Here is a 25219-nt window from a genome sequence, read left to right as displayed (position 1 = left end):
CATGATTTATTGGTTGTATTTGGCGGTCTTTTTTTTGTTGAGCGCATTAGACGCTAAAGAAATCGCTATGCAACGATTTGACAAACAAAACCATAAGATTTTTGAAATCCTTGCGGATAAAGTGAGCGCTAAAGACAATGTGATAACCGCTTCAGGGAATGCGATCTTATTGAATTATGATGTGTATATTCTAGCGGACAAGGTGAGCTATGATACCAAGACTAAAGAAGCGTTGTTAGAGGGCAATATTAAGGTTTATAGGGGCGAGGGTTTGCTCGTTAAAACCGATTACGTGAAATTGAGCTTGAATGAAAAATATGAAATCATTTTCCCCTTTTATGTCCAAGACAGCGTGAGCGGGATTTGGGTGAGCGCGGATATTGCTAGCGGGAAGGATCAAAAATATAAGGTGAAAAACATGAGCGCTTCAGGGTGTAGCATTGATAACCCCATTTGGCATGTCAATGCGACTTCAGGCTCATTCAACATGCAAAAATCGCATTTGTCTATGTGGAATCCTAAGATCTATGTCGGTGATATTCCTGTATTGTATTTGCCCTATATTTTCATGTCCACTAGCAACAAACGCACCACCGGGTTTTTATACCCTGAGTTTGGCACTTCCAATTTAGACGGCTTTATTTATTTGCAACCCTTTTATTTAGCCCCCAAAAACTCATGGGATATGACCTTTACCCCACAAATCCGCTATAAAAGGGGTTTTGGTTTGAATTTTGAAGCGCGCTATATCAACTCTAAAGACGACAGGTTTTTATTCAACGCGCGTTATTTTAGGAATTACACTCCATACGTCAAACGCTACGATTTGAGGAATCAAAATATCTACGGGTTTGAATTTTTAAGCTCCAGTAGGGACACTTTACAAAAATACTTCCATCTTAAGTCTAATATTGACAACGGGCATTACATTGACTTTTTATACATGAACGATTTGGACTATGTGCGTTTTGAAAAGGTCAACAAGCGTATCACAGACGCCACGCACATGTCTAGGGCGAATTACTATTTGCAAACAGAAAACAATTATTACGGCTTGAATATCAAGTATTTTTTAAACCTGAATAAAATCAACAATAACCGCACTTTCCAATCTGTCCCTAATTTGCAATACCATAAATATTTAAATTCTTTGTATTTTAAAAATTTGTTGTATTCGGTGGATTATCAGTTTAGAAACACCGCAAGAGAGATTGGCTATGGTTATGTGCAAAACGCTTTGAATGTCCCGGTGGGCTTGCAATTTTCTTTGTTTAAAAAGTATTTGTCTTTAGGGCTTTGGAATGATCTCCAATTGTCTAATGTGGCCTTAATGCAATCTAAAAGATCTTATGTGCCAAGTATCCCCAATGAATCAAGGGAATTTGGGAACTTTGTGTCTTCAAATTTTTCCATGTATGTCAATACGGATTTAGCCAGAGAATACAACAAGCTTTTCCACACGATCCAATTGGAAGCGATTTTCAACATCCCTTATTACACCTTTAAAAACGGCTTGTTTTCTCAAAACATGTATGCCTTAAGCGCGCAAGCCTTAAACAGCTACACTTCGCCTTTATTGAGAGATTATGATTATCAAGGGCGTTTGTATGACTCCGTGTGGAATCCTAGCAGCATTTTACCTATCAATGCGAGCAATAAGACAGTGGATTTAACCCTAACGCAATACCTTTATGGTTTAGGGGGGCAGGAGTTATTGTATTTTAAAATATCGCAACTCATCAATCTTGACGATAAAGTTTCGCCCTTTAGAATGCCCTTAGAAAGCAAAATTGGGTTTTCGCCCTTAACGGGATTGAATATCTTTGGGAATGTCTTTTATTCGTTTTATCAAAACCGCTTAGAAGAAATCTCTGTGAACGCCAATTACCAACGCAAATTTTTAAGCTTTAACCTCTCTTATTTTCTAAAAAACAATTTCAGCAGTGGGATTAATAGCATTGTAGAAAATCCTGCGGATTATTTAAAGGCGGGTTTTAGCAACGACTTTGGTTATTTTTCCATGAGCGCGGATGTGGGTTATGACATTAGAAACAATGTGGTTTTAAATTGGAATGTGGGGATTTACAAAAAAATCCGTTGTTTTGGGATTGGCTTTCAATTTGTCAACCAGCGACGCCCTATCCTCACCGGCGATCCCAACCAACCTATAAGAGTGTTTGAAAATAACTATGTTAAGCTAGAATTAGATTTTTCACCGATCACTAAAACCAATGTAACTTACCGCTCTTTACAGCGTAAGTAAGAAAAGGAATGCATTTGAATACGGATTTTAGCCATATCACTGACATCGAAAACATGCGTTTTATCAATGAAGAAGACGCTTTGAACAAATTGATCAATGAAATCCACACGCGCCACATTGATTTAAAAGATTCCATCATGCTCGCTTTGAGTTTTAACGCTCTGTATTTAGCTCACGCTTTAGCGCAAAAATTTGGAGCGACTTATGATATACTTTTTTTAGAACCTATCCTAGCCCCCTTAAACTCAAAATGCGAGATCGCTTTGGTGAGTGAAAGCATGGATATAGTGATGAATGAAAGTTTGATCAATTCCTTTGATATCACTTTAGACTATGTTTATGGGGAAGCCAAGCGGGCTTATGAAGAAGACATTTTGTCTCGCATCTATCAGTATCGCAAAGGCAATGCGATCAAAAGCTTAAAAGATAAAAATATTTTTATCGTAGATAGGGGGATTGAAACCGGGTTTAGAGCAGGGTTAGGCGTGCAAACTTGCTTGAAAAAAGAATGCCAAGACATTTATATTTTAACCCCCATTCTCGCGCAAAATGTCGCTCAAGGCTTAGAAAGTTTGTGCGATGGGGTGATTAGCGTGTACCGCCCTGAATGTTTTGTCTCTGTGGAGCATCATTATAAAGAACTCAAGCGATTAAGCAATGAAGAAATTGAAAAATACTTGGGCGCTAACAACGCGCCTAATTTAAAAAAGGAACATTAAATATGGATTTTATCACCATCAACTCTAGTAACAAAACCGAAGAATTTGCTCTCAAACAAGTGGCCAAACAAGCCACCAGCTCTCTAATGTATCGCTTAGGAAAAACCATCATTTTAGCGAGCGTGTGCACAGAAAGAGAGCCTGTGAGTGAAGATTTTCTGCCTTTAGTGGTGCAGTTTTTAGAAAAATCTTATGCAGCCGGTAAAATCCCGGGCGGTTTTGTCAAAAGAGAAGGCAGGGCGCAAGATTTTGAAATCTTAACCTCTAGGCTCATAGATAGGACTTTACGCCCTTTATTCCCTAAAGATTACCGCTACCCTACCCAAATCACTTTAATGGTTTTAAGCCATGATATTGAAAATGACTTGCAAGTCTCTGCTTTAAACGCCGCTTCAGCCGCTCTCTTTTTGGCCCATATCGCTCCTATTAAAAGCGTGAGCGCTTGCAGGATCGCTAGGGTGGATAACGAATTTATCATTAACCCTAACACAAGCCTTTTGAATCAATCCAGTTTGGATTTGTTCGTGTCCGGCACAAAAGAGAGTTTGAACATGATAGAAATGCGATCTTTAGGGCAAAAATTAAACGCTTTAGAAGAACCTTTAATGCTAGAAGCTTTAGAATTGGCTCAAAAAAGTTTGAAAGAAACTTGCACGCTTTATGAAGAGGTTTTCACGCCCCACCAAAACGAGCTGCTTTTTAAAAAGAGCCAAGGAATAATTTTTAATGAAAGGCTGTTAGATTTATTAACAAATCAGTATTTTGATGAAATCATCAAAGGCATTGAAAGTTCTGCTTTGAGCGAGCGAGAAAACGTTTTCAACGAAATTGCCAGAAAAATCAGTGAAGCCCACTCAGAATTCAGTTTAGAAGAAATTGAATGGTCTTTAGAGAAAGTGAAAAAAACTGAGATAAGGCGCATGATCATTAAGGATAAAATCCGCCCGGATAAGCGCGCGTTAGAAGAAGTGCGGCCCATTTTGATAGAGAGCGATTTGCTCCCTATGGCGCACAGCTCCATTTTATTCACTAGGGGGCAAACTCAAAGCTTAGTGGTAGGGGTTTTAGGCACGGATAATGACGCTCAAACCCATGAGAGTTTGGAGCATAAAGCCCCTATCAAAGAGCGCTTCATGTTCCATTACAATTTCCCTCCTTTTTGCGTGGGCGAAGCGAGTTCTATTGGCGCGACTTCAAGGCGCGAATTAGGGCATGGGAATTTGGCTAAAAGAGCCTTAGAAACGAGCATTAAAAATAAAGAGCAGGTGATACGATTGGTTTCTGAGATTTTAGAAAGCAATGGTTCAAGCTCAATGGCGAGCGTGTGCGCGGGGTCTTTAGCCCTTTATGCAAGCGGTGTGGAAATTTATGATTTAGTCGCTGGGGTGGCTATGGGCATGGTGAGCGAGGGGAAAGATCACGCCATTTTAAGCGATATTAGCGGATTAGAAGACGCCGAAGGCGATATGGATTTTAAGATTGCTGGGAATTTAGAAGGCATTACGGCTATGCAAATGGATACCAAAATAAACGGTATTAGATTAGAGGTTTTATACCAAGCTTTACTCCAAGCCAAAGAAGCGCGAGAACACATTTTAAAAATCATGCATGAAGCGAAAGAAAAGATCGTGATCAATTTTTCCCATTTGCCCACGACTGAAATTTTTAATGTCGCGCCAGATAAAATTGTAGAAATTATCGGTCAAGGGGGGCGTGTGATTAAAGAGATAGTGGAGAAGTTTGAAGTTAAAATTGATTTGAACAAACCGAGCGGTGAAGTGAAGATCATGGGGAATAAAGAGCGCGTTTTGAAAACTAAGGAATTTATTTTAAATTATTTGCAGTCTTTAGATCAAGAATTGGAGCAATACGCTATTGATGAGGTGCTAGAAGCTCAAGTGAAAAGAATTGTGGATTTTGGGGCGTTTTTAAGCTTGCCTAAGGGGGGTGAAGGCTTGTTGAGAAAACAACATATTGACAGGTGTCAAGTGGCTTTAAAAGAAGGCGATAGTATCAAATGTAGGGTGATTAGCTTCAATAAGGGTAAAATCGCTTTGGATTTGGCTTAAAATTTTAAAAAGCGTTTTTTAAAAGCGTTTTTAAGCTAGTTTGTATTAAAATAAATTCTTGCTTGTATTTTTGAAAGTAGAGGAACGATTCGAAATGAAAATCAAGCCTAATTTTTGAAACGGAGTGCGAAAATGAAATTTTTAGCGTTATTTTTTCTGGCTTTAGCGGGCGTTGCTTTCGCTCATGATGGTGGAATGGGTGGGATGGATATGATTAAATCCTATTCTATCTTAGGAGCGATGATCGGTCTAGGGATTGCCGCTTTTGGTGGGGCGATCGGCATGGGGAATGCGGCCGCAGCGACCATTACAGGCACAGCGAGAAACCCAGGAGTGGGCGGTAAATTGCTCACAACCATGTTCGTGGCCATGGCGATGATTGAAGCGCAAGTGATTTATACTCTAGTGTTTGCTATTATCGCTATTTATAGTAACCCATTCTTAAGCTAAGGGTTTTGATGGGCTAAATTATTGCTTAAAAAGCATGATTTAGCTACAATACTTGTTTTAATTTTTAGCACTGGTGGTGGAATTGGTAGACACGCCATCTTGAGGGGGTGGTGGGAGCAATCTCGTGCGAGTTCGAGTCTCGCCCAGTGCACCATTAAGTTTTTTTAAGGAATAAGTGGGTATAATCTTACTCTTTGTTCTATGATACGCCGAAGTGGTGGAATTGGTAGACACGCTAGACTCAAAATCTGGTGGGAGCAATCCCGTGTCGGTTCGAGTCCGACCTTCGGCACCATTAATAGTAATCTTTTTCAATCTGCTTTTTATTTTTTCATTTAAAATAGTTTTATTCCAAATAAATGCCAAATAAATGATGGATTAGTGCGTTTTTAAGCCTTTTTTAAAGGGTTGTTTAATCCATTATAAAAGGAGTGTGAGTTTAGGTATAATGACAAGAAAAATTTGCATCAAGTTTTATTGGAATGGATGAGAAAAAATCTGCTTAAGTCATGTTGATTCAAATATATTTCAACCGGAGACTCTATCATGTTGGATTTGTCTTATAGCCTGGAGCGTGTTTTGCAAGAAGACCCGGCAGCTAGGAATAAGTGGGAGGTTCTTTTGCTTTATCCGGGCATTCATGCATTGCTTTGTTACCGCCTAGCGCATGCGTTGCACAAGAAAGGGTTTTATTTTATTGCGCGCGCGCTTTCTCAGTTAGCGCGTTTTATTACTGGGATAGAAATCCACCCAGGCGCTAAGATTGGGAGAGGGCTTTTTATCGATCATGGCATGGGTGTGGTGATTGGCGAGACCACAGAGATTGGAGATGATGTTACCATTTATCATGGCGTAACTCTAGGAGGTACAGGCAGGTTCAAGGGCAAGCGCCACCCTACTTTAGGCAACCGAGTGGTAGTGGGGGCAGGGGCTAAGGTTTTGGGTGCGATTTGCGTGGGCGATGGTGTGAAGATTGGGGCTAATGCGGTGGTGCTTTCAGATTTACCCGCAGGCTCTACGGCTGTAGGCGCTAAAGCCAAAACCATCACCAAGGATCGTTAATTTTAGACAAGCAGTTGAAATTTGCGCCATGCGGGTTATTTTGAGGTAAATTGATTAATGAGACTGATTTTATGAGAGTTAAGCGAGTTTGCTTTTAAGCTATTCTTTAGGGATCTTGTGATAAAATACTCAAATACTCAAATACTCAAATACTCAAATACTCAAATACTCAAATACTCAAATACTCAAATACTCAAATACTCAAATACTCAAATTAAGGTTTATCTGTTAGTTAGGCTATAGACTAGACTGATAGTTTGATGTTGGGTATATCACAATTTATATTTTAGGAGATTTATAATGGCGGTTGTAGTTAAAGTCGTTAATGGCAAAATACAGGAATTTGAGAATGGTAGCTATAAAAGAACTTATGGTAGTAATATTGTAGCTGCAGATACTGATGGGCATATTGTTGCTGCTGTTACTGCAAAGGGTAAAGTGGAAGAATATAAAGATGGTAGCTATAAAAGAACTTATGGTAGTAACGCTGTTAACGTGCAAGTTTCAGGTGGTATAGTGGCTGTAACCACATCAAATGGTAAAGTGGAAGAATATGAAAATGGTTTCCGTAAAAGAAGCTACTAGAAAATAGGGCAATAGCGGCAAAAGTTTTGATGCATTCAGCTAGTAGGGGGTGTCGCTGTTTTTTTAGCGGTATTTTAATGAGTAGTTGCGATAGAAAAAGTCTTTGTTTATAATAGGGGGGTTGTTTCGTTGTTTTAATGAAGCGATTGGTAGGGTGTGCGGTATTAAAAACGATCATTGTTTTGCATAGAACTGATTAGTTAGTTTTAAGATTGTTTTAATCGTGGGGGCTGAGACTTACTTCAAGTTATGTTACAATTCATAGAATTTAATATTAAGTAATACCACTTTAAAGAAAGCCAAGATACAAGCACAAACTAATGAACTACATCGGCTCTAAATACAAGCTCATTCCCTTTATTAAGGAAAATATCCATGCGGTTGTGAGCAATGATCTCTCTGGTGCGATTTTTTGTGATCTATTCGCTGGGACGGGCATTGTGGGGCGTGCGTTTAAAAAAGCCGTTAATAAGGTTATTTCTAATGATTTGGAATATTATAGCTTTGTTTTGAATCAAAATTATATCGGCAACATTCAAGAAATCCCTAACCAAGAAGAGCTTATTGATAGGCTCAATAGCGTTGCTTTAAAAAAGGGCTTTATCTGTTCGCATTATTCTTTAGGGGGAAGTTCAAGGCAGTATTTTAGCGAAACAAACGCTCAAAAAATTGATGCGATGCGTTTAAAAATTGAAGAGCTTAAGCTTTCTCAAAACATTGATAATTGCGCGTATTATTTTTTGCTCGCATCGCTATTGGAGAGTGCAGACAAGGTGGCTAACACCGCTTCAGTCTATGGGGCTTTTTTAAAACGCCTTAAAAAAAGCGCTCAAAAAGAACTCATTTTAAAAGGCGCTCATTTTGATTTGAGTTTAAACGCTAACGAAGTGTATCAGCAAGACGCTAGCGAGTTGATTAGAAAGATTTCAGGGGATATTTTGTATTTAGACCCTCCTTATAATGCGAGGCAATACGGAGCGAATTACCATTTACTAAACACGATTGCTGCTTATACGCCTTTTGCTCCAAAAGGCAAAACCGGCTTGCCCAGCTACCAGAAATCCTCTTTTTGCTCTCGCGCTAAAATCTTAAACGCTTTTGAAAACTTGATCAAAACAGCACGATTCAAATACATCTTTTTAAGTTATAACAATGAAGGGCTTATGAGCGAGACAGAGATTGGAAATATCTTAAAAAAGTACGGCACTTACTCCTTAATGACCAAAACTTACATGCGCTTTAAAGCGGATAACAAACGCGCCCACAAAGCCGTGCACACCAAAGAGTGTTTGCATGTTCTGATTAAATAAGAGTCAAAATAACCCAGCCTTTAAATGGCAAAAATAATCGCTTAAATATCGCTTAAATAAGGTAAAATGAAACCAAAATAAGCCTACAAGAAAGGGGAAGTCAATGGCGCTTGAAGTGGTTTTATGGGATTTTGATGGCGTGATTTTTGACAGCATGCATTTAAAAAATGAAGGGTTTAAGGCGTTGTTCCAAAAGCATGGCAACAAGAATCAAGAGGATTTGAAACAATTTGAAGTTTATCATTATCAAAGTGGGGGGATTTCAAGGAATGAAAAAATCCAATATTTTTATAACGAGATTTTAAAAACCTCTATCACCCAAGAAGAAGTGGATGCATTAGCCCTAGAGTTTGGAGCTATTATAGAGCAAAAGCTTTTTGATAGGGGGCATTTGAATAGTGAAGTGATGGCGTTTATTGATGAGCATTATAAAAATTACATTTTCCATATCGCTTCAGCGGCCTTGCATAGCGAATTGCAGGTGTTGTGCGAGTTTTTAGGGATTGTTAAGTATTTTAAGAGCGTTGAAGGGAGTCCGCCCAATAAACCCAAAATCATTACTAATATCATTCAAAAATACACCTATAACCCAAGCCGCATGCTAATGATAGGCGATAGCGTCAATGACTATGAAAGCGCTAAGGCTAATGAAGTGGCGTTTTTGGGTTACAACAGCAAGGTTTTGAAAAATTTAGTGGGTCAAAACGGCTATCAAGGGAAGTATTTAGAGAGCTTTAAGGGGTTTGATTTGCAAAGCTTGATAAAAGAGTGAAGCCAATCAGACAAGTTGCTCTTTGTGCTTACTCATATCAATAATGACTTCACAGCGTTCAATCGTGCTTAAGCGGTGGGCGATGACGATTAGGGTTTTATTTTTAGCGATTTGATAGATTTCATCCATGATTTTACTTTCAGTTTCATTGTCTAGGGCTGAAGTGGCTTCATCTAAAACCAAAATTTCAGGGTTATCGTATAAGGCTCTTGCAATGCCTATGCGCTGTTTTTGACCGCCGCTAAGCTTAGCGCCCCCTTCGCCCACTTGGGTTTTAAGCCCTTCATGTTCGCATAAAAAATCATAAATATGAGCCATTTTACACACCTTAATCAGGCGTTTTTCATCTATAGCGCTCCCAAAGGCGATATTATCCCCCACAGTGCCATCAAAAAGGTAAATATTTTGGGGGATATAGCCTATTTTTTTACGCCATGAGCGCCTGTTTTCGTTGGTTAAAAGGGTGTTGTCAATGAAAATTTCCCCACTTTTAGGGTAGGTAAGCCCCATAATAATATCCGCCAGCGTGGATTTCCCGCACCCGCTATGGCCTATAAGAGCGACTTTCTGGCCTTTTTGAATGGTGAGGTTAAAACCCTCTAAAACCGGGTGTTTTTGCTTGTAAGCGAAGGAAATGTTTTGAAGAGTGATTTTTTCATTAAAGTCTAAAGGGACTAAATCCTCTTGCTCAATGGTTTTAGAAAGGCTTTTAAAAACAATGTTGGTCGCAAGCTGGTTGTAAGCGATTTCATTGTATTGATTTAAAACGCCAGTTACAGAAGGGAGCGTGCGATAAAGCGCTAGAGCATACATAGAAATGGTAGGGAGCACCATTTTAGCTTCGCCGTATTTAAATAAAATATAAGCGACCGCTAAAATCAACAAGCTAAAACCCACCGTTTCTAATGAATACCTGGGGACCACTTGCAAAGTAGAATAAATAATCTCGGTGTCATGGGCTTTGCGGCTATTTTCACCAAAAAGCTTGTGGGCTTCTTCGTGGTTGTCTTTGAGTTTAGTGATTTTGAAATTGCTGAAAAATTTGGAAAAAACTTTAAGCGTTTGCGCTCTAGATTTAGCCGCTATCTCACCCTTTTTTTGGATAAGAATGGTGATTTTTTTAGTGATAATAAAAATTTGTATAGAGATGATTAGGGTGAACACAAGCGTTAGCTTCCAGTTAGTGATTAATAGCGTGGAATAGAAAAAAACGATCACGGTTAATTCAGTGAGTAAATTCAAAAAAGCGTTAAAGCTCATAAACATGCTTTCTGCTTTATTGTTGATAATATCCCTTAAGGAATCCAAATTATGGTTAAGATGGGAGAGATAGTTGCTTTTAATGTGCTGTAAAAAAAGTTGTTGTTTGATATGATAAGCTTTTTTGTGTGAAAAACGCCCTTTCAAATAGGTGAAAGACACCCCATAAAACATCCTGAACAAATAAATCCCCACCAAGCAAAAACTAAAGAAATACATAAGACGAACAGGAGATGAAAAATGGAAAAAATCATAGACCATTTTCCAATCTTTATCGTCTAAAGCCCTGTTGGGATCGGAAGCGAGAGTGATAAAAGGCATAAGGAGCGTAAGGGACATCACTTCCACAAAAGAAGAAAAAATCGCCATTAACACAAGAAGGAAAAAAACCATTTTTTCCTTGAAAGTGATGAGCATATAGATTTGCTTTAAAGAACGCAAAAAATATTTTAAAGTAGAAATTTTATGTTTTTTTCTTGCCATGATTTAAGTGTCCATAAATTCTAATAAGCTTGAGCTATGTTAAGCCAAATTGAGCTAGATTATAGCTAAAATTTTAACCATGCTCTAGCGTTGTGTGAGAGTGATTGGGTCTTTTAGTGCTATTTCTTGACAAGTTAAGCATAAAACTGCTATAATCCCAAGTCTTTGATTTATTTAATTTGTGCTGGCTTAGCTCAGTTGGTAGAGCAGCTGCCTTGTAAGCAGCAGGTCGGGGGTTCAAGTCCCTTAGCCAGCTCCAGTTAATGTAAGAATTTTTGGTGAGATACTCAAGTGGCCAACGAGGGCAGACTGTAAATCTGCTGACTATGTCTTCCGTGGTTCGAATCCACGTCTCACCACCATGTTTGTTTTGTGTTTTGTTTTATAGATGCGGGAATAGCTCAGTTGGCTAGAGCATCAGCCTTCCAAGCTGAGGGTCGCGGGTTCGAGTCCCGTTTCCCGCTCCATTTTTAGGATAACATTTTAGTTTTTGAGACGCCTATATAGCTCAGAGGCAGAGCACTTCCTTGGTAAGGAAGAGGTCGGCGGTTCAATTCCGCTTATAGGCTCCAGTTTATAATCTCTTGAATGGCGATAAGACAAAAATGTCTTAAATTTTGTGGTAGCATTTAGGAATACTTGGGATTTTGTTTAGTATAATTCTAAAATCCATTTCAAAAAATTAAGGAGAAATACAAATGGCAAAAGAAAAGTTTAACAGAACTAAGCCGCATGTTAATATTGGAACCATTGGGCATGTAGACCATGGCAAAACGACTTTGAGTGCAGCGATTTCAGCGGTGCTTTCTTTGAAAGGTCTTGCAGAAATGAAAGACTATGACAATATTGATAACGCCCCTGAAGAAAAAGAAAGAGGGATCACTATCGCTACTTCTCACATTGAATATGAGACTGAAAACAGACACTATGCGCATGTGGATTGCCCAGGACACGCTGACTATGTAAAAAACATGATCACCGGTGCGGCGCAAATGGACGGAGCGATTTTGGTTGTTTCTGCAGCTGATGGTCCTATGCCTCAAACTAGGGAGCATATCTTATTGTCTCGTCAAGTGGGCGTGCCTCACATCGTTGTTTTTTTAAACAAACAAGACATGGTAGATGACCAAGAATTGTTAGAGCTTGTAGAAATGGAAGTGCGTGAGTTGTTGAGTGCGTATGAATTTCCTGGTGATGACACCCCTATCGTAGCGGGTTCAGCTTTAAGAGCTTTAGAAGAAGCAAAAGCTGGCAATGTGGGTGAATGGGGTGAAAAGGTGCTTAAGCTCATGGCTGAAGTGGATGGTTATATCCCTACTCCAAAAAGAGACACTGAAAAAACTTTCTTGATGCCGGTTGAAGATGTGTTCTCTATTGCAGGTAGGGGAACTGTGGTTACAGGCAGGATTGAAAGAGGCGTGGTGAAAGTGGGCGATGAAGTGGAAATCGTTGGTATCAGAGCCACACAAAAAACCACTGTAACCGGTGTAGAAATGTTTAGAAAAGAGCTAGAAAAAGGTGAAGCCGGCGATAATGTGGGCGTGCTTTTGAGAGGAACTAAAAAAGAAGAAGTAGAACGCGGTATGGTTCTATGCAAACCAGGTTCTATCACTCCGCACAAGAAATTTGAGGGAAAAATTTATGTTCTTTCTAAAGAAGAAGGTGGGAGACACACCCCATTCTTTACCAACTACCGCCCGCAATTCTATGTGCGCACGACTGATGTGACCGGCTCTATCACTCTTCCTGAAGGCGTAGAAATGGTTATGCCTGGCGATAATGTGAAAATCACTGTAGAGTTGATTAGCCCTGTCGCATTAGAGTTAGGGACAAAATTTGCGATTCGTGAAGGCGGTAGGACTGTTGGTGCTGGCGTTGTGAGTAATATTATTGAATAATCTTACTCAATAATAAAAGTAAAAGAGTTACCATAAAAGGTCGCTAATAAAGGGTCATTATGAAAGTTAAAATAGGGTTGAAGTGTTCTGATTGTGAAGACATCAATTACAGCACAACCAAGAACGCCAAAACTAACACTGAAAAACTGGAGCTTAAGAAGTTCTGCCCAAGGGAAAATAAGCACACTCTTCATAAAGAAATCAAATTGAAGAGCTAGCTTTTTCTTTGGTGTTGTAATTTAAAAGGAGGGGAGATTAGGTCAGTAGCTCCAATGGTAGAGCGTCGGTCTCCAAAACCGGTTGTTGGGGGTTCGAGTCCCTCCTGGCCTGCCATCTGCTAATTTATTCTGTCAAATTTTTGTTTCAATTGGATTGTTTTTAAATTTTTTAATTTTAGTTTAAGCTATTTTGGATAGAATTAAAAATTCTTTTAATGTATAAATGTATTAAGTTTAAGTGAGGGCGAAAAGAAACTATGGATAAATGGCTCATGCAATATAAATTGGCTAGAGAAGAGCTTTCTAAAGTGATATTTCCTATTAAGGAGCAGATACGCAATGCACTTATTTCTGTTTTAGTGGTGGTGAGCGCTATCACGCTGTTTTTAGCTTTGTTGGATTTTTCTCTAGGGGCTTTTGTCTCTAGTGTTCTATAGGTTGGTGGCTTTAAATAAGGAGAATAATGATGGATTGGTATGCCATACAAACTTATTCAGGGAGCGAGCAGTCCGTTAAGAAAGCGATTGAGAATTTAGCGAATGACCATGATATAAGAGATAGGATACAAGAGATTATTGTGCCTACCGAAGATATTATAGAGGTTTCTAAAAAAAGCAAGACAAAAGTAACGGAACGAAGCCTTTATCCTGGATATGTTTTTATTAAGGTGGATTTAGATACGGTTTTGTGGCACAAGATACAATCTTTGCCAAGAGTGAGTCGTTTTATTGGAGAAAATAAAAAACCAACCCCATTGAGTGAAGCGGATATTGGGCATATTTTAGAAAAAATGAATAATCGAGCAGCCCCCAAGCCCAAAATCTTTTTTGAGCAAGGCGAAGTGGTACGCGTGGTGGAAGGACCTTTTGCGAACTTTACCGCTACGGTGGAAGAGTATGATGTGGAACACCGCAAGCTCAAACTCAATGTTTCTATTTTTGGTAGGAACACTCCAATAGAGATTTTGCATTCACAAGTGGAAAAAATTATATAACTTTTTAAGGAGAAAACATGGCTAAAAAAGTAGTCGGAGAAATCAAACTTCAAATCCCTGCCGGTAAGGCAAACCCTTCACCTCCCGTAGGGCCAGCGTTGGGTCAAAGAGGGGTTAATATCATGGAATTTTGCAAGGCTTTTAACGAGAGAACTAAAGACATGGGGAGTTTTAATATCCCAGTCATTATCACGGTTTATCAAGATAAGAGTTTCACCTTTATCACTAAAAAGCCTCCGGTAACGGATTTGATCAAAAAAGCTTCTGGGGTTGAAAAAGGTTCTGACAACCCGCTCAAAAATAAGATTGCAAAGCTCACCCACAAGCAAGTGGAAGAGATCGCACAATTAAAAATGGAAGATTTAAACACAAGCACCATGGAAGCGGCCAAAAAAATCGTTATGGGCAGCGCTAGGAGCATGGGCGTAGAAGTTGTGGATTGATTGGGTTTTGTTGGAATTGAAAGAAATTTTTAAGGATTAGAATCGTGGCAAAAAAAGTATTTAAAAGATTGGAAAAACTTTTTTCTAAAATTCAAAACGATAAAGCGTATGGCGTAGAGCAAGGCGTAGAGGTGGTTAAATCCCTCGCTTCAGCCAAATTTGATGAAACCGTGGAAGTAGCGTTAAGGCTAGGGGTTGATCCAAGGCATGCGGATCAGATGGTGCGCGGTGCGGTGGTGCTTCCTCATGGAACAGGGAAAAAAGTAAGAGTGGCCGTTTTTGCAAAAGATATTAAGCAAGATGAAGCCAAGAACGCTGGGGCTGATGTCGTTGGTGGGGACGATTTAGCTGAAGAAATCAAAAATGGTCGCATTGATTTTGATATGGTGATTGCAACGCCTGATATGATGGCGGTTGTCGGTAAAGTGGGTAGGATTTTAGGCCCTAAGGGTTTGATGCCAAACCCTAAAACCGGAACCGTTACGATGGATATTGCTAAAGCGGTTAGTAATGCTAAAAGCGGTCAAGTGAATTTCAGGGTGGATAAAAAGGGCAATGTCCATGCCCCTATTGGTAAGGCGAGTTTTCCTGAAGAAAAAATCAAAGAAAACATGCTTGAGTTGGTTAAAACAATCAACCGCCTAAAACCCAGTAGTGCAAAAGGTAAGTATATTAGAAACGCCGCTCTTTCGCTCACCATGTCGCCTTCAGTGAGTTTGGACGCACAAGAATTGATGGACATTAAATAGCGTTAGGAGTTTTTAATCTTAGGCTGAAGATCGTAAGAGCTAAGAAGCTTAAAATTTCTTTTTTAAAAAGATAATCTTGCAGAGGTCTAGTCTAGAAAGGAGGAAAAGATGCAAAAACAACATCAAAGGCAGCATAAAGTAGAGTTGGTCGCTAACTTAAAGTCGCAATTTGCAGATGCCAAAGCCCTTTTAATTTGCGATTATAAGGGTCTTAGCGTGAGCAAGTTGGAAGCTTTAAGGAATAAGGCTCGCATTCAAGGCATTAAAGTGCAAGTGATTAAGAATACTCTTGCTCATATTGCTATGAAAGAGACCGGCTATTCTGATTTGGATTTGAAAGAAACCAATGTGTTTTTGTGGGGCGATGATCAAATCGCTCTCTCTAAACTCGTGTTTGATTTCCAAAAAGAGCATAAAGATCACTTTGTGTTGAAAGCGGGCTTGTTTGATAAAGAAAGCGTTAGTGTAGCTCATGTGGAAGCGGTTTCAAAACTCCCAAGCAAAGAAGAGCTTATGGGAATGTTGCTTTCTGTTTGGACGGCTCCGGTGCGTTATTTTGTTACGGGTTTAGACAATTTGCGTAAAGCGAAAGAAGAAAACTAAGAGCCTATGATGGCTTTAATTTAAAAAAATTTGAAGGATTGGATTATGGCAATTTCAAAAGAAGAAGTGTTAGAGTATATTGGTTCATTGAGCGTTTTAGAGCTTTCTGAATTGGTTAAAATGTTTGAGGAAAAATTTGGCGTGAGCGCGACTCCAACGGTTGTAGCGGGTGCAGTTGCAGCTGGCGGTGCAGCGGCTGAGAGCGAAGAGAAAACCGAATTTAATGTGATCTTGGCTGATAGCGGTGCTGAAAAAATTAAGGTGATTAAAGTGGTTCGTGAAATCACTGGACTTGGCTTGAAAGAAGCTAAAGACGCTACTGAAAAAACCCCTCATGTGCTTAAAGAAGGCGTGAATAAAGAAGAAGCTGAAACCATCAAGAAGAAACTTGAAGAAGTAGGCGCTAAGGTTGAAGTCAAGTAAGACTTAAGAATAGAAAGGTCTTTGCGCCTTTCTCTGCTCTAGCGTGGCAGATGATTTTGCTCCATGATTTTGTTTGTGAGCGTGTGGCCTAAAGTGGTTAGTATTGCAGGTGGGTTTTGGTATTTTTATCATGGATGGTTCTAAAGTTTAAAGATCCTTTTGCAATGCTTACTTGAATTAATGCATTAAATAACTCAAAATTTTTGATCAAAGGCTTGAAATATGTCAAAAAAAATTCCCCTAAAAAACCGCTTGAGAGCTGATTTTACAAAAACCCCAACAGATTTAGAAGTTCCTAATTTATTATTATTGCAACGAGACAGCTACGATTCTTTCTTGTATTCCAAAGATGGCAAAGAGAGCGGGATTGAAAAGGTTTTTAAATCCATTTTCCCTATCCAAGATGAGCATAACCGCATCACTTTAGAGTATGCGGGTTGTGAATTTGGCAAGTCTAAATACACCGTTAGAGAAGCGATGGAGAGAGGCATTACCTACTCTATCCCGCTCAAAATTAAAGTGCGCTTGATTTTGTGGGAAAAAGACACCAAGAGTGGCGAAAAGAACGGCATTAAGGATATTAAAGAACAAAGCATTTTCATTCGTGAGATCCCTTTGATGACAGAACGCACTTCATTTATTATCAATGGAGTAGAGCGCGTGGTGGTCAATCAACTCCACAGAAGCCCCGGTGTGATTTTCAAAGAAGAGGAGTCCAGCACTTCTTTAAACAAACTCATTTACACAGGGCAAATCATCCCTGATAGGGGTTCGTGGCTGTATTTTGAATACGATTCTAAAGATATTTTATACGCTCGTATCAATAAACGCCGTAAAGTGCCTGTTACCATTTTATTCAGGGCGATGGATTATCAAAAACAAGACATTATCAAAATGTTCTACCCGCTTGTTAAAGTGCGTTATGAAAACGATAAATATTTGATCCCGTTTGCTTCATTAGACGCCAATCAAAGAATGGAATTTGATTTGAAAGATCCTCAAGGCAAGATCATTCTTTTAGCGGGCAAAAAGCTCACTTCAAGAAAGATTAAAGAGCTTAAAGAAAACCATTTAGAATGGGTGGAATACCCTATGGATATTTTACTCAATCGTCATTTGGCTGAACCTATTATGGTGGGAGAAGAAGTCTTATTGGACATGCTCACTCAGCTGGATAAAAACAGATTAGAAAAAATCCACGATTTAGGCGTGCAAGAATTTGTGATCATCAATGATTTGGCTTTAGGGCATGACGCTTCCATTATCCATTCTTTTTTAGCCGATTATGAGTCTTTGAAATTACTCAAGCAAACCGAAAAAATTGATGATGAAAACGCTCTAGCGGCGATTCGTATCCATAAGGTTATGAAGCCAGGCGATCCTGTTACGACTGAAGTGGCTAAGCAGTTTGTCAAAAAACTTTTCTTTGACCCTGAACGCTATGATTTGACCATGGTGGGCCGTATGAAAATGAATCACAAGTTAGGCTTGCATGTGCCTGATTACATTACGACTTTAACGCATGAAGATATTATCACTACCGTTAAATACCTTATGAAGATCAAAAACAATCAGGGCAAGATTGATGACAGAGACCACTTGGGCAATCGTAGGATCAGGGCGGTAGGGGAATTGTTGGCCAATGAATTGCATTCAGGCTTAGTGAAAATGCAAAAGACCATTAAAGACAAGCTCACTACCATGAGCGGGGCTTTTGATTCGCTCATGCCCCATGACTTGGTCAATTCTAAAATGATCACAAGCACCATCATGGAATTTTTCATGGGCGGCCAGCTCTCGCAATTTATGGATCAAACTAACCCTTTGAGTGAGGTTACGCACAAACGCCGCCTTTCAGCGCTCGGTGAAGGGGGATTGGTGAAAGACAGGGTAGGGTTTGAAGCCAGGGATGTGCACCCCACGCATTATGGCCGAATTTGCCCTATTGAGACTCCAGAAGGTCAAAATATCGGTTTGATCAACACCCTTTCCACTTTCACGAGGGTGAATGATTTAGGCTTTATTGAAGCCCCTTATAAAAAGGTTGTGGATGGCAAAGTGGTGGGCGAGACGATTTATTTGACCGCTATTCAAGAAGACAGCCACATCATCGCTCCCGCAAGCACCCCTATTGATGAAGAGGGTAATATTTTGGGCGATTTGATTGAAACGCGCGTGGAAGGCGAAATCGTTTTAAACGAAAAAAGCAAAGTTACCTTAATGGATTTAAGCTCTAGCATGCTAGTAGGGGTCGCCGCATCGCTCATTCCTTTCTTAGAACATGATGACGCTAACCGCGCCTTAATGGGGACTAACATGCAACGCCAAGCCGTGCCATTATTAAGAAGCGACGCTCCCATTGTAGGCACAGGGATTGAAAAAATTATCGCTAGGGATTCTTGGGGAGCGATCAAAGCCAATCGTGCAGGCGTTGTAGAAAAAATTGATTCTAAAAATATTTACATTTTAGGCGAAGGCAAAGAAGAGGCCTATATTGATGCGTATTCTTTGCAAAAAAACTTACGCACTAACCAAAACACCAGCTTCAATCAAGTCCCTATCGTTAAAGTGGGCGATAAAGTGGAAGCTGGGCAAATCATCGCTGATGGCCCTAGCATGGACAGAGGCGAGTTAGCGTTAGGGAAAAACGTGCGCGTGGCGTTCATGCCTTGGAATGGCTATAACTTTGAAGACGCGATCGTGGTGAGTGAGCGCATCACTAAAGACGATATTTTCACTTCCACCCACATTTATGAAAAAGAAGTGGACGCTAGGGAGCTTAAGCATGGCGTGGAAGAATTTACCGCTGATATTCCTGATGTGAAAGAAGAAGCACTCGCTCATCTTGATGAAAGCGGGATCGTTAAAGTCGGCACTTATGTGAGCGCTGGCATGATTTTAGTGGGCAAGACTTCTCCTAAGGGCGAGATTAAAAGCACGCCTGAAGAACGGCTCTTAAGGGCTATTTTTGGGGATAAAGCTGGGCATGTGGTCAATAAGAGTTTGTATTGCCCTCCCAGTTTGGAAGGCACGGTGATTGATGTGAAAGTCTTCACTAAAAAAGGCTATGAGAAAGACGCGCGGGTTTTGAGCGCGTATGAAGAAGAAAAAGCCAAGCTTGATATGGAGCATTTTGACCGCTTGACCATGCTCAATAGAGAAGAATTGTTGCGCGTTAGCTCGCTCCTTTCTCAAGCGATTTTAGAAGAGCCTTTCAGCCACAATGGCAAGGATTATAAAGAAGGCGATCAAATCCCCAAAGAAGAAATCGCTTCAATCAACCGCTTCACTTTGGCTAGTTTGGTCAAAAAGTATTCTAAAGAAGTGCAAAACCACTATGAAATCACTAAAAACAATTTTTTAGAGCAAAAAAAAGTTTTGGGCGAAGAACATGAAGAAAAGCTTTCTATTTTAGAAAAAGACGATATTTTGCCTAATGGCGTGATCAAAAAAGTCAAGCTCTATATCGCTACAAAACGGAAGCTTAAAGTGGGCGATAAAATGGCAGGAAGGCATGGGAATAAAGGGATTGTGTCTAATATCGTGCCGGTTGCGGACATGCCTTATACCGCTGATGGCGAGCCTGTGGATATTGTCTTAAACCCTTTAGGCGTGCCAAGCCGCATGAACATTGGGCAGATTTTAGAAATGCATTTAGGCTTAGTGGGGAAAGAGTTTGGCAAACAAATCGCTAGCATGCTAGAGGATAAAACCAGAGATTTTGCCAAAGAATTGCGCGCTAAAATGTTAGAAATCGCTAACGCCATTAATGAAAAAGACCCCTTGACAATCCATGTCCTTGAGAATTGCTCTGATGAAGAGCTTTTGGAATACGCTAAAGATTGGAGCAAGGGCGTTAAGATGGCTATCCCTGTGTTTGAAGGCATCTCGCAAGAAAAATTTTACAAGCTGTTTGAATTAGCCAAGATCGCTATGGATGGCAAAATGGATCTGTATGATGGGCGCACCGGCGAGAAAATGAGGGAGCGCGTGAATGTGGGCTATATGTATATGATCAAGCTCCACCACTTAGTGGATGAAAAAGTCCATGCCAGAAGCACAGGCCCTTATAGCTTAGTAACGCACCAGCCTGTTGGGGGTAAAGCGCTCTTTGGGGGTCAAAGGTTTGGGGAAATGGAAGTATGGGCCTTGGAAGCTTATGGTGCAGCGCACACTCTAAAAGAAATGCTTACCATTAAATCCGATGATATTAGAGGCAGAGAGAACGCTTATAGGGCTATCGCTAAAGGTGAGCAAGTGGGCGAGAGCGAAATCCCTGAGACTTTCTATGTCTTGACTAAAGAATTGCAATCGCTCGCTTTGGATATTAATATTTTTGGGGACGATGTGGATGAGGATGGAGCGCCTAAACCCATTGTCATTAAAGAAGATGACAGGCCTAAAGACTTTAGCTCTTTCCAGCTCACTCTAGCCAGCCCTGAAAAAATCCATTCTTGGAGTTATGGGGAAGTTAAAAAGCCAGAAACGATCAATTACCGTACCCTAAAACCTGAACGAGACGGCTTGTTTTGCATGAAAATCTTTGGCCCTACTAAAGATTATGAATGCTTGTGCGGTAAATACAAAAAGCCTCGCTTCAAAGACATTGGCACATGCGAAAAATGCGGTGTGGCGATCACGCACTCCAAAGTCAGGCGTTTTAGAATGGGGCATATTGAATTGGCCACTCCTGTAGCGCATATCTGGTATGTCAATTCCTTGCCTAGCCGTATCGGCACGCTTTTAGGCGTTAAGATGAAAGACTTAGAACGCGTGTTGTATTATGAAGCTTATATCGTTAAAGAGCCAGGCGAAGCCGCTTATGACAATGAAGGCACTAAGCTTGTGATGAAATACGATATTTTGAATGAAGAGCAGTATCAAAATATCTCACGAAGATACGAAGACAGAGGTTTTGTAGCGCAAATGGGCGGCGAAGCGATCAAGGATTTGTTAGAAGAAATTGATCTGATTGTTTTGTTACAAAGTTTGAAAGAAGAAGTGAAAGACACTAATTCCGATGCGAAAAAGAAAAAACTCATTAAGCGTTTGAAAGTGGTAGAAAGCTTTTTAAATTCTGGTAACAGGCCTGAGTGGATGATGCTCACGGTTTTACCGGTATTGCCACCGGATTTAAGGCCTTTAGTCGCACTAGATGGCGGGAAGTTTGCGGTCAGCGATGTGAATGAATTGTATCGTCGTGTCATCAATCGTAACCAACGCTTGAAACGCCTAATGGAGCTTGGGGCTCCAGAAATCATTGTGCGCAATGAAAAAAGGATGTTGCAAGAAGCCGTGGATGTGCTTTTTGATAACGGTCGCAGCACTAATGCGGTTAAAGGGGCTAACAAACGCCCTTTAAAATCGCTCAGCGAGATCATTAAAGGCAAGCAAGGGCGTTTCAGGCAAAACCTTTTAGGTAAGCGTGTGGATTTTTCAGGCAGAAGCGTGATTGTGGTTGGACCCAATCTTAAAATGGATGAATGCGGGTTGCCTAAAAACATGGCGTTAGAGCTCTTCAAACCGCATTTGTTATCCAAACTTGAAGAGAGAGGTTATGCCACTACGCTCAAACAGGCTAAACGCATGATTGAGCAAAAAAGCAATGAAGTGTGGGAGTGCTTGCAAGAAATCACAGAGGGGTATCCGGTGCTACTCAACCGCGCTCCTACCTTGCACAAGCAATCCATTCAAGCGTTCCATCCAAAGCTGATTGATGGTAAAGCGATTCAATTGCACCCGTTAGTGTGTTCAGCGTTCAACGCCGATTTTGATGGGGATCAAATGGCGGTGCATGTGCCTTTAAGCCAAGAGGCGATCGCTGAATGCAAGGTGCTCATGCTAAGCTCTATGAATATCCTTCTGCCCGCTAGCGGTAAAGCCGTAGCTATTCCTAGCCAGGATATGGTTTTAGGGCTTTATTATCTTTCTTTAGAAAAGAGTGGGGTCAAGGGCGAGCATAAGCTTTTTTCTAGCGTGAATGAAATCATCACCGCTATTGATATGAAAGAATTAGACATCCACGCAAAGATTAGGGTTTTGGATCAAGGGAATATTATCGCTACGAGTGCAGGGCGCATGATCATTAAGTCCATTTTGCCTGATTTTATCCCTACGGATTTGTGGAACAGACCCATGAAGAAAAAAGATATTGGCGTGCTTGTGGATTATGTGCATAAAGTCGGCGGTATCGGCATTACCGCAACCTTTTTGGATAATTTAAAAACGCTTGGCTTTAGGTATGCGACTAAGGCTGGTATTTCTATCTCTATGGAAGATATTATCACACCCAAAGACAAGCAAAAAATGGTGGAAAAAGCCAAAGTAGAGGTTAAAAAAATCCAGCAACAATACGATCAAGGGCTGCTCACTGACCAAGAGCGTTACAACAAGATCATTGACACTTGGACTGAAGTCAATGACAGAATGAGTAAGGAAATGATGACTGCTATCGCAAAAGATAAAGAGGGCTTTAACTCTATTTATATGATGGCGGATAGCGGTGCAAGGGGGAGCGCGGCGCAAATCCGTCAGCTTTCAGCGATGAGAGGTCTTATGACAAAGCCGGATGGCAGTATCATTGAAACGCCCATTATTTCTAACTTTAAAGAGGGGTTGAATGTTTTAGAATACTTTAATTCCACGCATGGCGCTAGAAAGGGCTTAGCGGATACGGCGCTAAAAACCGCCAATGCGGGGTATTTGACAAGAAAGCTCATTGATGTTTCGCAAAACGTCAAGGTGGTGTCTGATGATTGCGGCACGCATGAAGGGATTGAAATCACGGATATTGCGGTGGGGAGTGAATTGATTGAACCTTTAGAAGAGCGTATTTTTGGGCGCGTTTTATTAGAAGATGTGATTGATCCCATTACGAATGAAATCTTGCTTTATGCGGACACTTTGATTGATGAAGAGGGCGCTAAAAAGGTGGTTGAAGCCGGGATTAAATCCATTACGATCCGCACCCCAGTAACTTGTAAAGCGCCAAAGGGCGTGTGCGCGAAATGCTATGGCTTGAATTTAGGCGAAGGCAAAATGAGTTATCCGGGTGAAGCGGTGGGCGTGGTAGCCGCGCAATCTATTGGGGAGCCTGGAACGCAGCTCACTTTAAGGACTTTCCATGTGGGCGGGACAGCGAGCAGGAGCCAGGATGAGCGTGAAATTGTAGCGAGCAAAGAAGGTTTTGTGCGTTTCTACAACCTTAGGACTTACACGAATAAAGAGGGTAAAAACATTATCGCTAACCGCCGTAACGCTTCTATTTTAGTGGTAGAGCCTAAGATTAAAGCGCCTTTTGATGGGGAATTACGCATTGAAACGGTCTATGAAGAAGTCGTTGTGAGCGTGAAAAATGGCGAGCAAGAAGCTAAATTCGTTTTAAGAAGAAGCGATATTGTCAAGCCAAGCGAATTAGCCGGCGTTGGCGGTAAGATTGAAGGCAAGGTGTATTTGCCTTATGCTAGCGGGCATAAGGTGCATAAGGGGGGAAGTATCGCTGATATTATCCAAGAGGGCTGGAACGTGCCTAATCGCATCCCTTACGCGAGCGAATTGCTAGTCAAGGATAATGACCCCATTGTGCAAGATGTGTATGCCAAAGAAAAAGGTGCAATCAAATACTATGTTTTAGAGGCTAACCATTTAGAGCGCACCCATGGGATCAAAAAGGGCGATATGGTGAGCGAAAAAGGCTTGTTTGCGGTTATCGCTGATGATAATGGTAGGGAAGCCGCTCGCCATTATATCGCTAGGGGTTCTGAGATCTTGATTGATGATAATAGCGAAGTGAATGCGAATAGCCTTATTTCTAAGCCCACTACAAACGCGTTAAGCACGATTGCCACATGGGATCCTTACAACACCCCTATCATTGCGGACTTTAAGGGTAGAGTGAGTTTTGTGGATATTATCGCAGGGGTTACGGTCGCTGAAAAAGAAGACGAAAATACCGGTATTACTAGTTTGGTGGTGAATGATTATATTCCAAGCGGGTACAAACCAAGCTTGTTTTTAGAGGGGGTTGATGGCGAAGAAGCGCATTATTTCCTAGAGCCAAAAACTTCTATCGCCATTAGCGATGGCTTTAGCGTAGAACAGGCTGAAGTGCTAGCGAAAATCCCTAAAGCGACCGTTAAATCTAAAGACATTACCGGAGGTCTCCCAAGGGTTTCAGAATTGTTTGAAGCGAGAAAACCCAAACCTAAAGACGTAGCGATCCTTTCTGAAGTTGATGGGATTGTGAGTTTTGGCAAACCCATTCGCAATAAAGAACACATCATCGTAACTTCTAAAGATGGCCGTTCTATGGATTATTTTGTGGATAAAGGTAAGCAAATTCTAGTGCATGCTGATGAATTTGTGCATGCGGGAGAAGCGATGACAGATGGGGTGGTTTCAAGCCATGATATTTTAAGGATCAGCGGTGAAAAAGAGCTTTATAAATACATTGTGAGCGAAGTCCAGCAAGTGTATCGCAGGCAAGGGGTAAGCATTGCGGACAAGCACATTGAAATCATTGTGTCTCAAATGTTAAGGCAAGTGCGTATTTTAGACAGCGGGGATAGCAAGTTTATTGAAGGGGACTTAGTCAGTAAAAAACTCTTCAAAGAAGAAAACGCTCGTGTGATCGCTTTAAAAGGCGAGCCAGCGATTGCTGAACCGGTGCTTTTAGGGATCACCAGAGCGGCTATTGGGAGCGATAGCATCATTTCAGCGGCCTCTTTTCAAGAAACGACTAAAGTTTTAACAGAAGCCAGTATCGCTATGAAAAAAGACTTTTTAGAAGACTTGAAAGAAAATGTGGTGTTGGGGAGGATGATCCCTGTGGGAACGGGCATGTATAAAAATAAAAAAATCGTGCTGAGAGCGCTTGAAGATGACCCTAAATTTTGATATAAAAAATCGGTTAAGATTTT

The 25219-nt window shown here is 40.7% G+C and carries 18 protein-coding genes and 7 tRNA genes; 24 read left to right on the top strand and 1 reads right to left on the bottom strand.

Annotated elements, in window-relative coordinates:
• The first annotated feature begins 1 nt into the window (after nt 1).
• From EAL87_RS04755 to EAL87_RS04710, 10 genes are all read left to right on the top strand, one after another.
• Nucleotides 2-2263 carry an LPS-assembly protein LptD gene (locus tag EAL87_RS04755; protein ID WP_120913314.1) on the top strand — a complete coding sequence of 754 codons (2262 nt, stop codon included), beginning with the start codon at nt 2-4 and terminating at the stop codon, nt 2261-2263.
• A gap of 14 nt (nt 2264-2277) precedes the next feature.
• Nucleotides 2278-2982 carry a phosphoribosyltransferase gene (locus EAL87_RS04750; protein ID WP_162972610.1) on the top strand — a complete coding sequence of 235 codons (705 nt, stop codon included), beginning with the start codon at nt 2278-2280 and terminating at the stop codon, nt 2980-2982.
• Nucleotides 2983-2984: 2 nt separating this feature from the next.
• Entirely contained in the window at nt 2985-5051 is a 2067-nt protein-coding gene (locus EAL87_RS04745; RefSeq protein ID WP_120913310.1) for a polyribonucleotide nucleotidyltransferase, read from the top strand.
• Nucleotides 5052-5183: 132 nt separating this feature from the next.
• Nucleotides 5184-5501, top strand: a complete 318-nt coding sequence (locus tag EAL87_RS04740; RefSeq protein WP_000669961.1) for a F0F1 ATP synthase subunit C — start codon at nt 5184-5186, stop codon at nt 5499-5501.
• A 67-nt stretch (nt 5502-5568) separates the two neighbouring features.
• Nucleotides 5569-5655: transfer RNA gene (locus tag EAL87_RS04735), tRNA-Leu, on the top strand.
• Between the two features lie 54 nt (nt 5656-5709).
• Nucleotides 5710-5796: transfer RNA gene (locus EAL87_RS04730), tRNA-Leu, on the top strand.
• Nucleotides 5797-6047: 251 nt separating this feature from the next.
• Entirely contained in the window at nt 6048-6563 is a 516-nt protein-coding gene (gene cysE, locus EAL87_RS04725) for a serine O-acetyltransferase (protein ID WP_120913308.1), read from the top strand.
• Nucleotides 6564-6863: 300 nt separating this feature from the next.
• Complete coding sequence (locus tag EAL87_RS04720) at nt 6864-7148, top strand: IceA2 protein (protein WP_120913306.1); 285 nt, start codon at nt 6864-6866, stop codon at nt 7146-7148.
• Nucleotides 7149-7468: 320 nt separating this feature from the next.
• Nucleotides 7469-8458 (top strand): DNA adenine methylase, encoded by a 990-nt coding sequence (locus tag EAL87_RS04715; RefSeq protein WP_120913303.1) that lies wholly within the window; start codon nt 7469-7471, stop codon nt 8456-8458.
• A 103-nt stretch (nt 8459-8561) separates the two neighbouring features.
• Nucleotides 8562-9230 carry an HAD family hydrolase gene (locus EAL87_RS04710; RefSeq protein WP_120913301.1) on the top strand — a complete coding sequence of 223 codons (669 nt, stop codon included), beginning with the start codon at nt 8562-8564 and terminating at the stop codon, nt 9228-9230.
• A 6-nt stretch (nt 9231-9236) separates the two neighbouring features.
• Here the strand turns inward: EAL87_RS04710 and EAL87_RS04705 are convergent, their stop codons facing one another.
• The gene (locus EAL87_RS04705) at nt 9237-10973 is read right to left on the bottom strand and encodes an ABC transporter ATP-binding protein/permease (protein WP_120913299.1); all 1737 of its coding nucleotides are present in this window, start codon (nt 10971-10973) and stop codon (nt 9237-9239) included.
• A 183-nt stretch (nt 10974-11156) separates the two neighbouring features.
• On the opposite strand from EAL87_RS04705, the gene EAL87_RS04700 reads away from it, so the two are divergent.
• The 14 genes from EAL87_RS04700 to EAL87_RS04630 all read left to right on the top strand — a co-directional run bounded on the left by EAL87_RS04700 (nt 11157) and on the right by EAL87_RS04630 (nt 25196).
• Nucleotides 11157-11232 (top strand) — tRNA-Thr (locus tag EAL87_RS04700).
• A gap of 18 nt (nt 11233-11250) precedes the next feature.
• Nucleotides 11251-11335, top strand: a tRNA-Tyr gene (locus EAL87_RS04695).
• A 28-nt stretch (nt 11336-11363) separates the two neighbouring features.
• Nucleotides 11364-11440, top strand: a tRNA-Gly gene (locus EAL87_RS04690).
• Between the two features lie 30 nt (nt 11441-11470).
• Nucleotides 11471-11545 (top strand) — tRNA-Thr (locus EAL87_RS04685).
• A gap of 126 nt (nt 11546-11671) precedes the next feature.
• Nucleotides 11672-12871 carry an elongation factor Tu gene (tuf, locus tag EAL87_RS04680; protein ID WP_120913297.1) on the top strand — a complete coding sequence of 400 codons (1200 nt, stop codon included), beginning with the start codon at nt 11672-11674 and terminating at the stop codon, nt 12869-12871.
• A 59-nt stretch (nt 12872-12930) separates the two neighbouring features.
• The gene (rpmG, locus tag EAL87_RS04675) at nt 12931-13089 is read left to right on the top strand and encodes a 50S ribosomal protein L33 (RefSeq protein ID WP_000865159.1); all 159 of its coding nucleotides are present in this window, start codon (nt 12931-12933) and stop codon (nt 13087-13089) included.
• A gap of 39 nt (nt 13090-13128) precedes the next feature.
• Nucleotides 13129-13204: transfer RNA gene (locus EAL87_RS04670), tRNA-Trp, on the top strand.
• A gap of 142 nt (nt 13205-13346) precedes the next feature.
• Nucleotides 13347-13526: a preprotein translocase subunit SecE gene (secE, locus tag EAL87_RS04665; RefSeq protein WP_000362121.1), complete on the top strand. Its 180-nt coding sequence runs from the start codon at nt 13347-13349 to the stop codon at nt 13524-13526.
• 29 nt (nt 13527-13555) lie between these two features.
• Nucleotides 13556-14083, top strand: coding sequence for a transcription termination/antitermination protein NusG (nusG, locus tag EAL87_RS04660; protein WP_000384125.1), 528 nt, complete (start codon nt 13556-13558; stop codon nt 14081-14083).
• Nucleotides 14084-14100: 17 nt separating this feature from the next.
• Nucleotides 14101-14526: a 50S ribosomal protein L11 gene (gene rplK / locus EAL87_RS04655; protein ID WP_001085997.1), complete on the top strand. Its 426-nt coding sequence runs from the start codon at nt 14101-14103 to the stop codon at nt 14524-14526.
• A gap of 44 nt (nt 14527-14570) precedes the next feature.
• Nucleotides 14571-15275 (top strand): 50S ribosomal protein L1, encoded by a 705-nt coding sequence (gene rplA, locus EAL87_RS04650; RefSeq protein WP_001085839.1) that lies wholly within the window; start codon nt 14571-14573, stop codon nt 15273-15275.
• Between the two features lie 108 nt (nt 15276-15383).
• Complete coding sequence (rplJ, locus tag EAL87_RS04645) at nt 15384-15878, top strand: 50S ribosomal protein L10 (RefSeq protein WP_120913295.1); 495 nt, start codon at nt 15384-15386, stop codon at nt 15876-15878.
• 45 nt (nt 15879-15923) lie between these two features.
• A complete protein-coding gene (gene rplL, locus EAL87_RS04640) occupies nt 15924-16301 on the top strand; it encodes a 50S ribosomal protein L7/L12 (RefSeq protein WP_120913293.1) in 378 nt (125 codons plus the stop codon).
• Between the two features lie 222 nt (nt 16302-16523).
• Complete coding sequence (locus EAL87_RS04630) at nt 16524-25196, top strand: DNA-directed RNA polymerase subunit beta/beta' (RefSeq protein ID WP_120913291.1); 8673 nt, start codon at nt 16524-16526, stop codon at nt 25194-25196.
• Nucleotides 25197-25219: the final 23 nt, after the last annotated feature.

Origin of the sequence: Helicobacter pylori, assembly GCF_003636935.1 — a bacterium.
Classification (GTDB): Bacteria; Campylobacterota; Campylobacteria; order Campylobacterales; family Helicobacteraceae; genus Helicobacter; species Helicobacter pylori_CH.
Note: the sequence above shows the minus strand (reverse complement) of the source record. Positions and strands in the feature narration are given on the sequence as shown.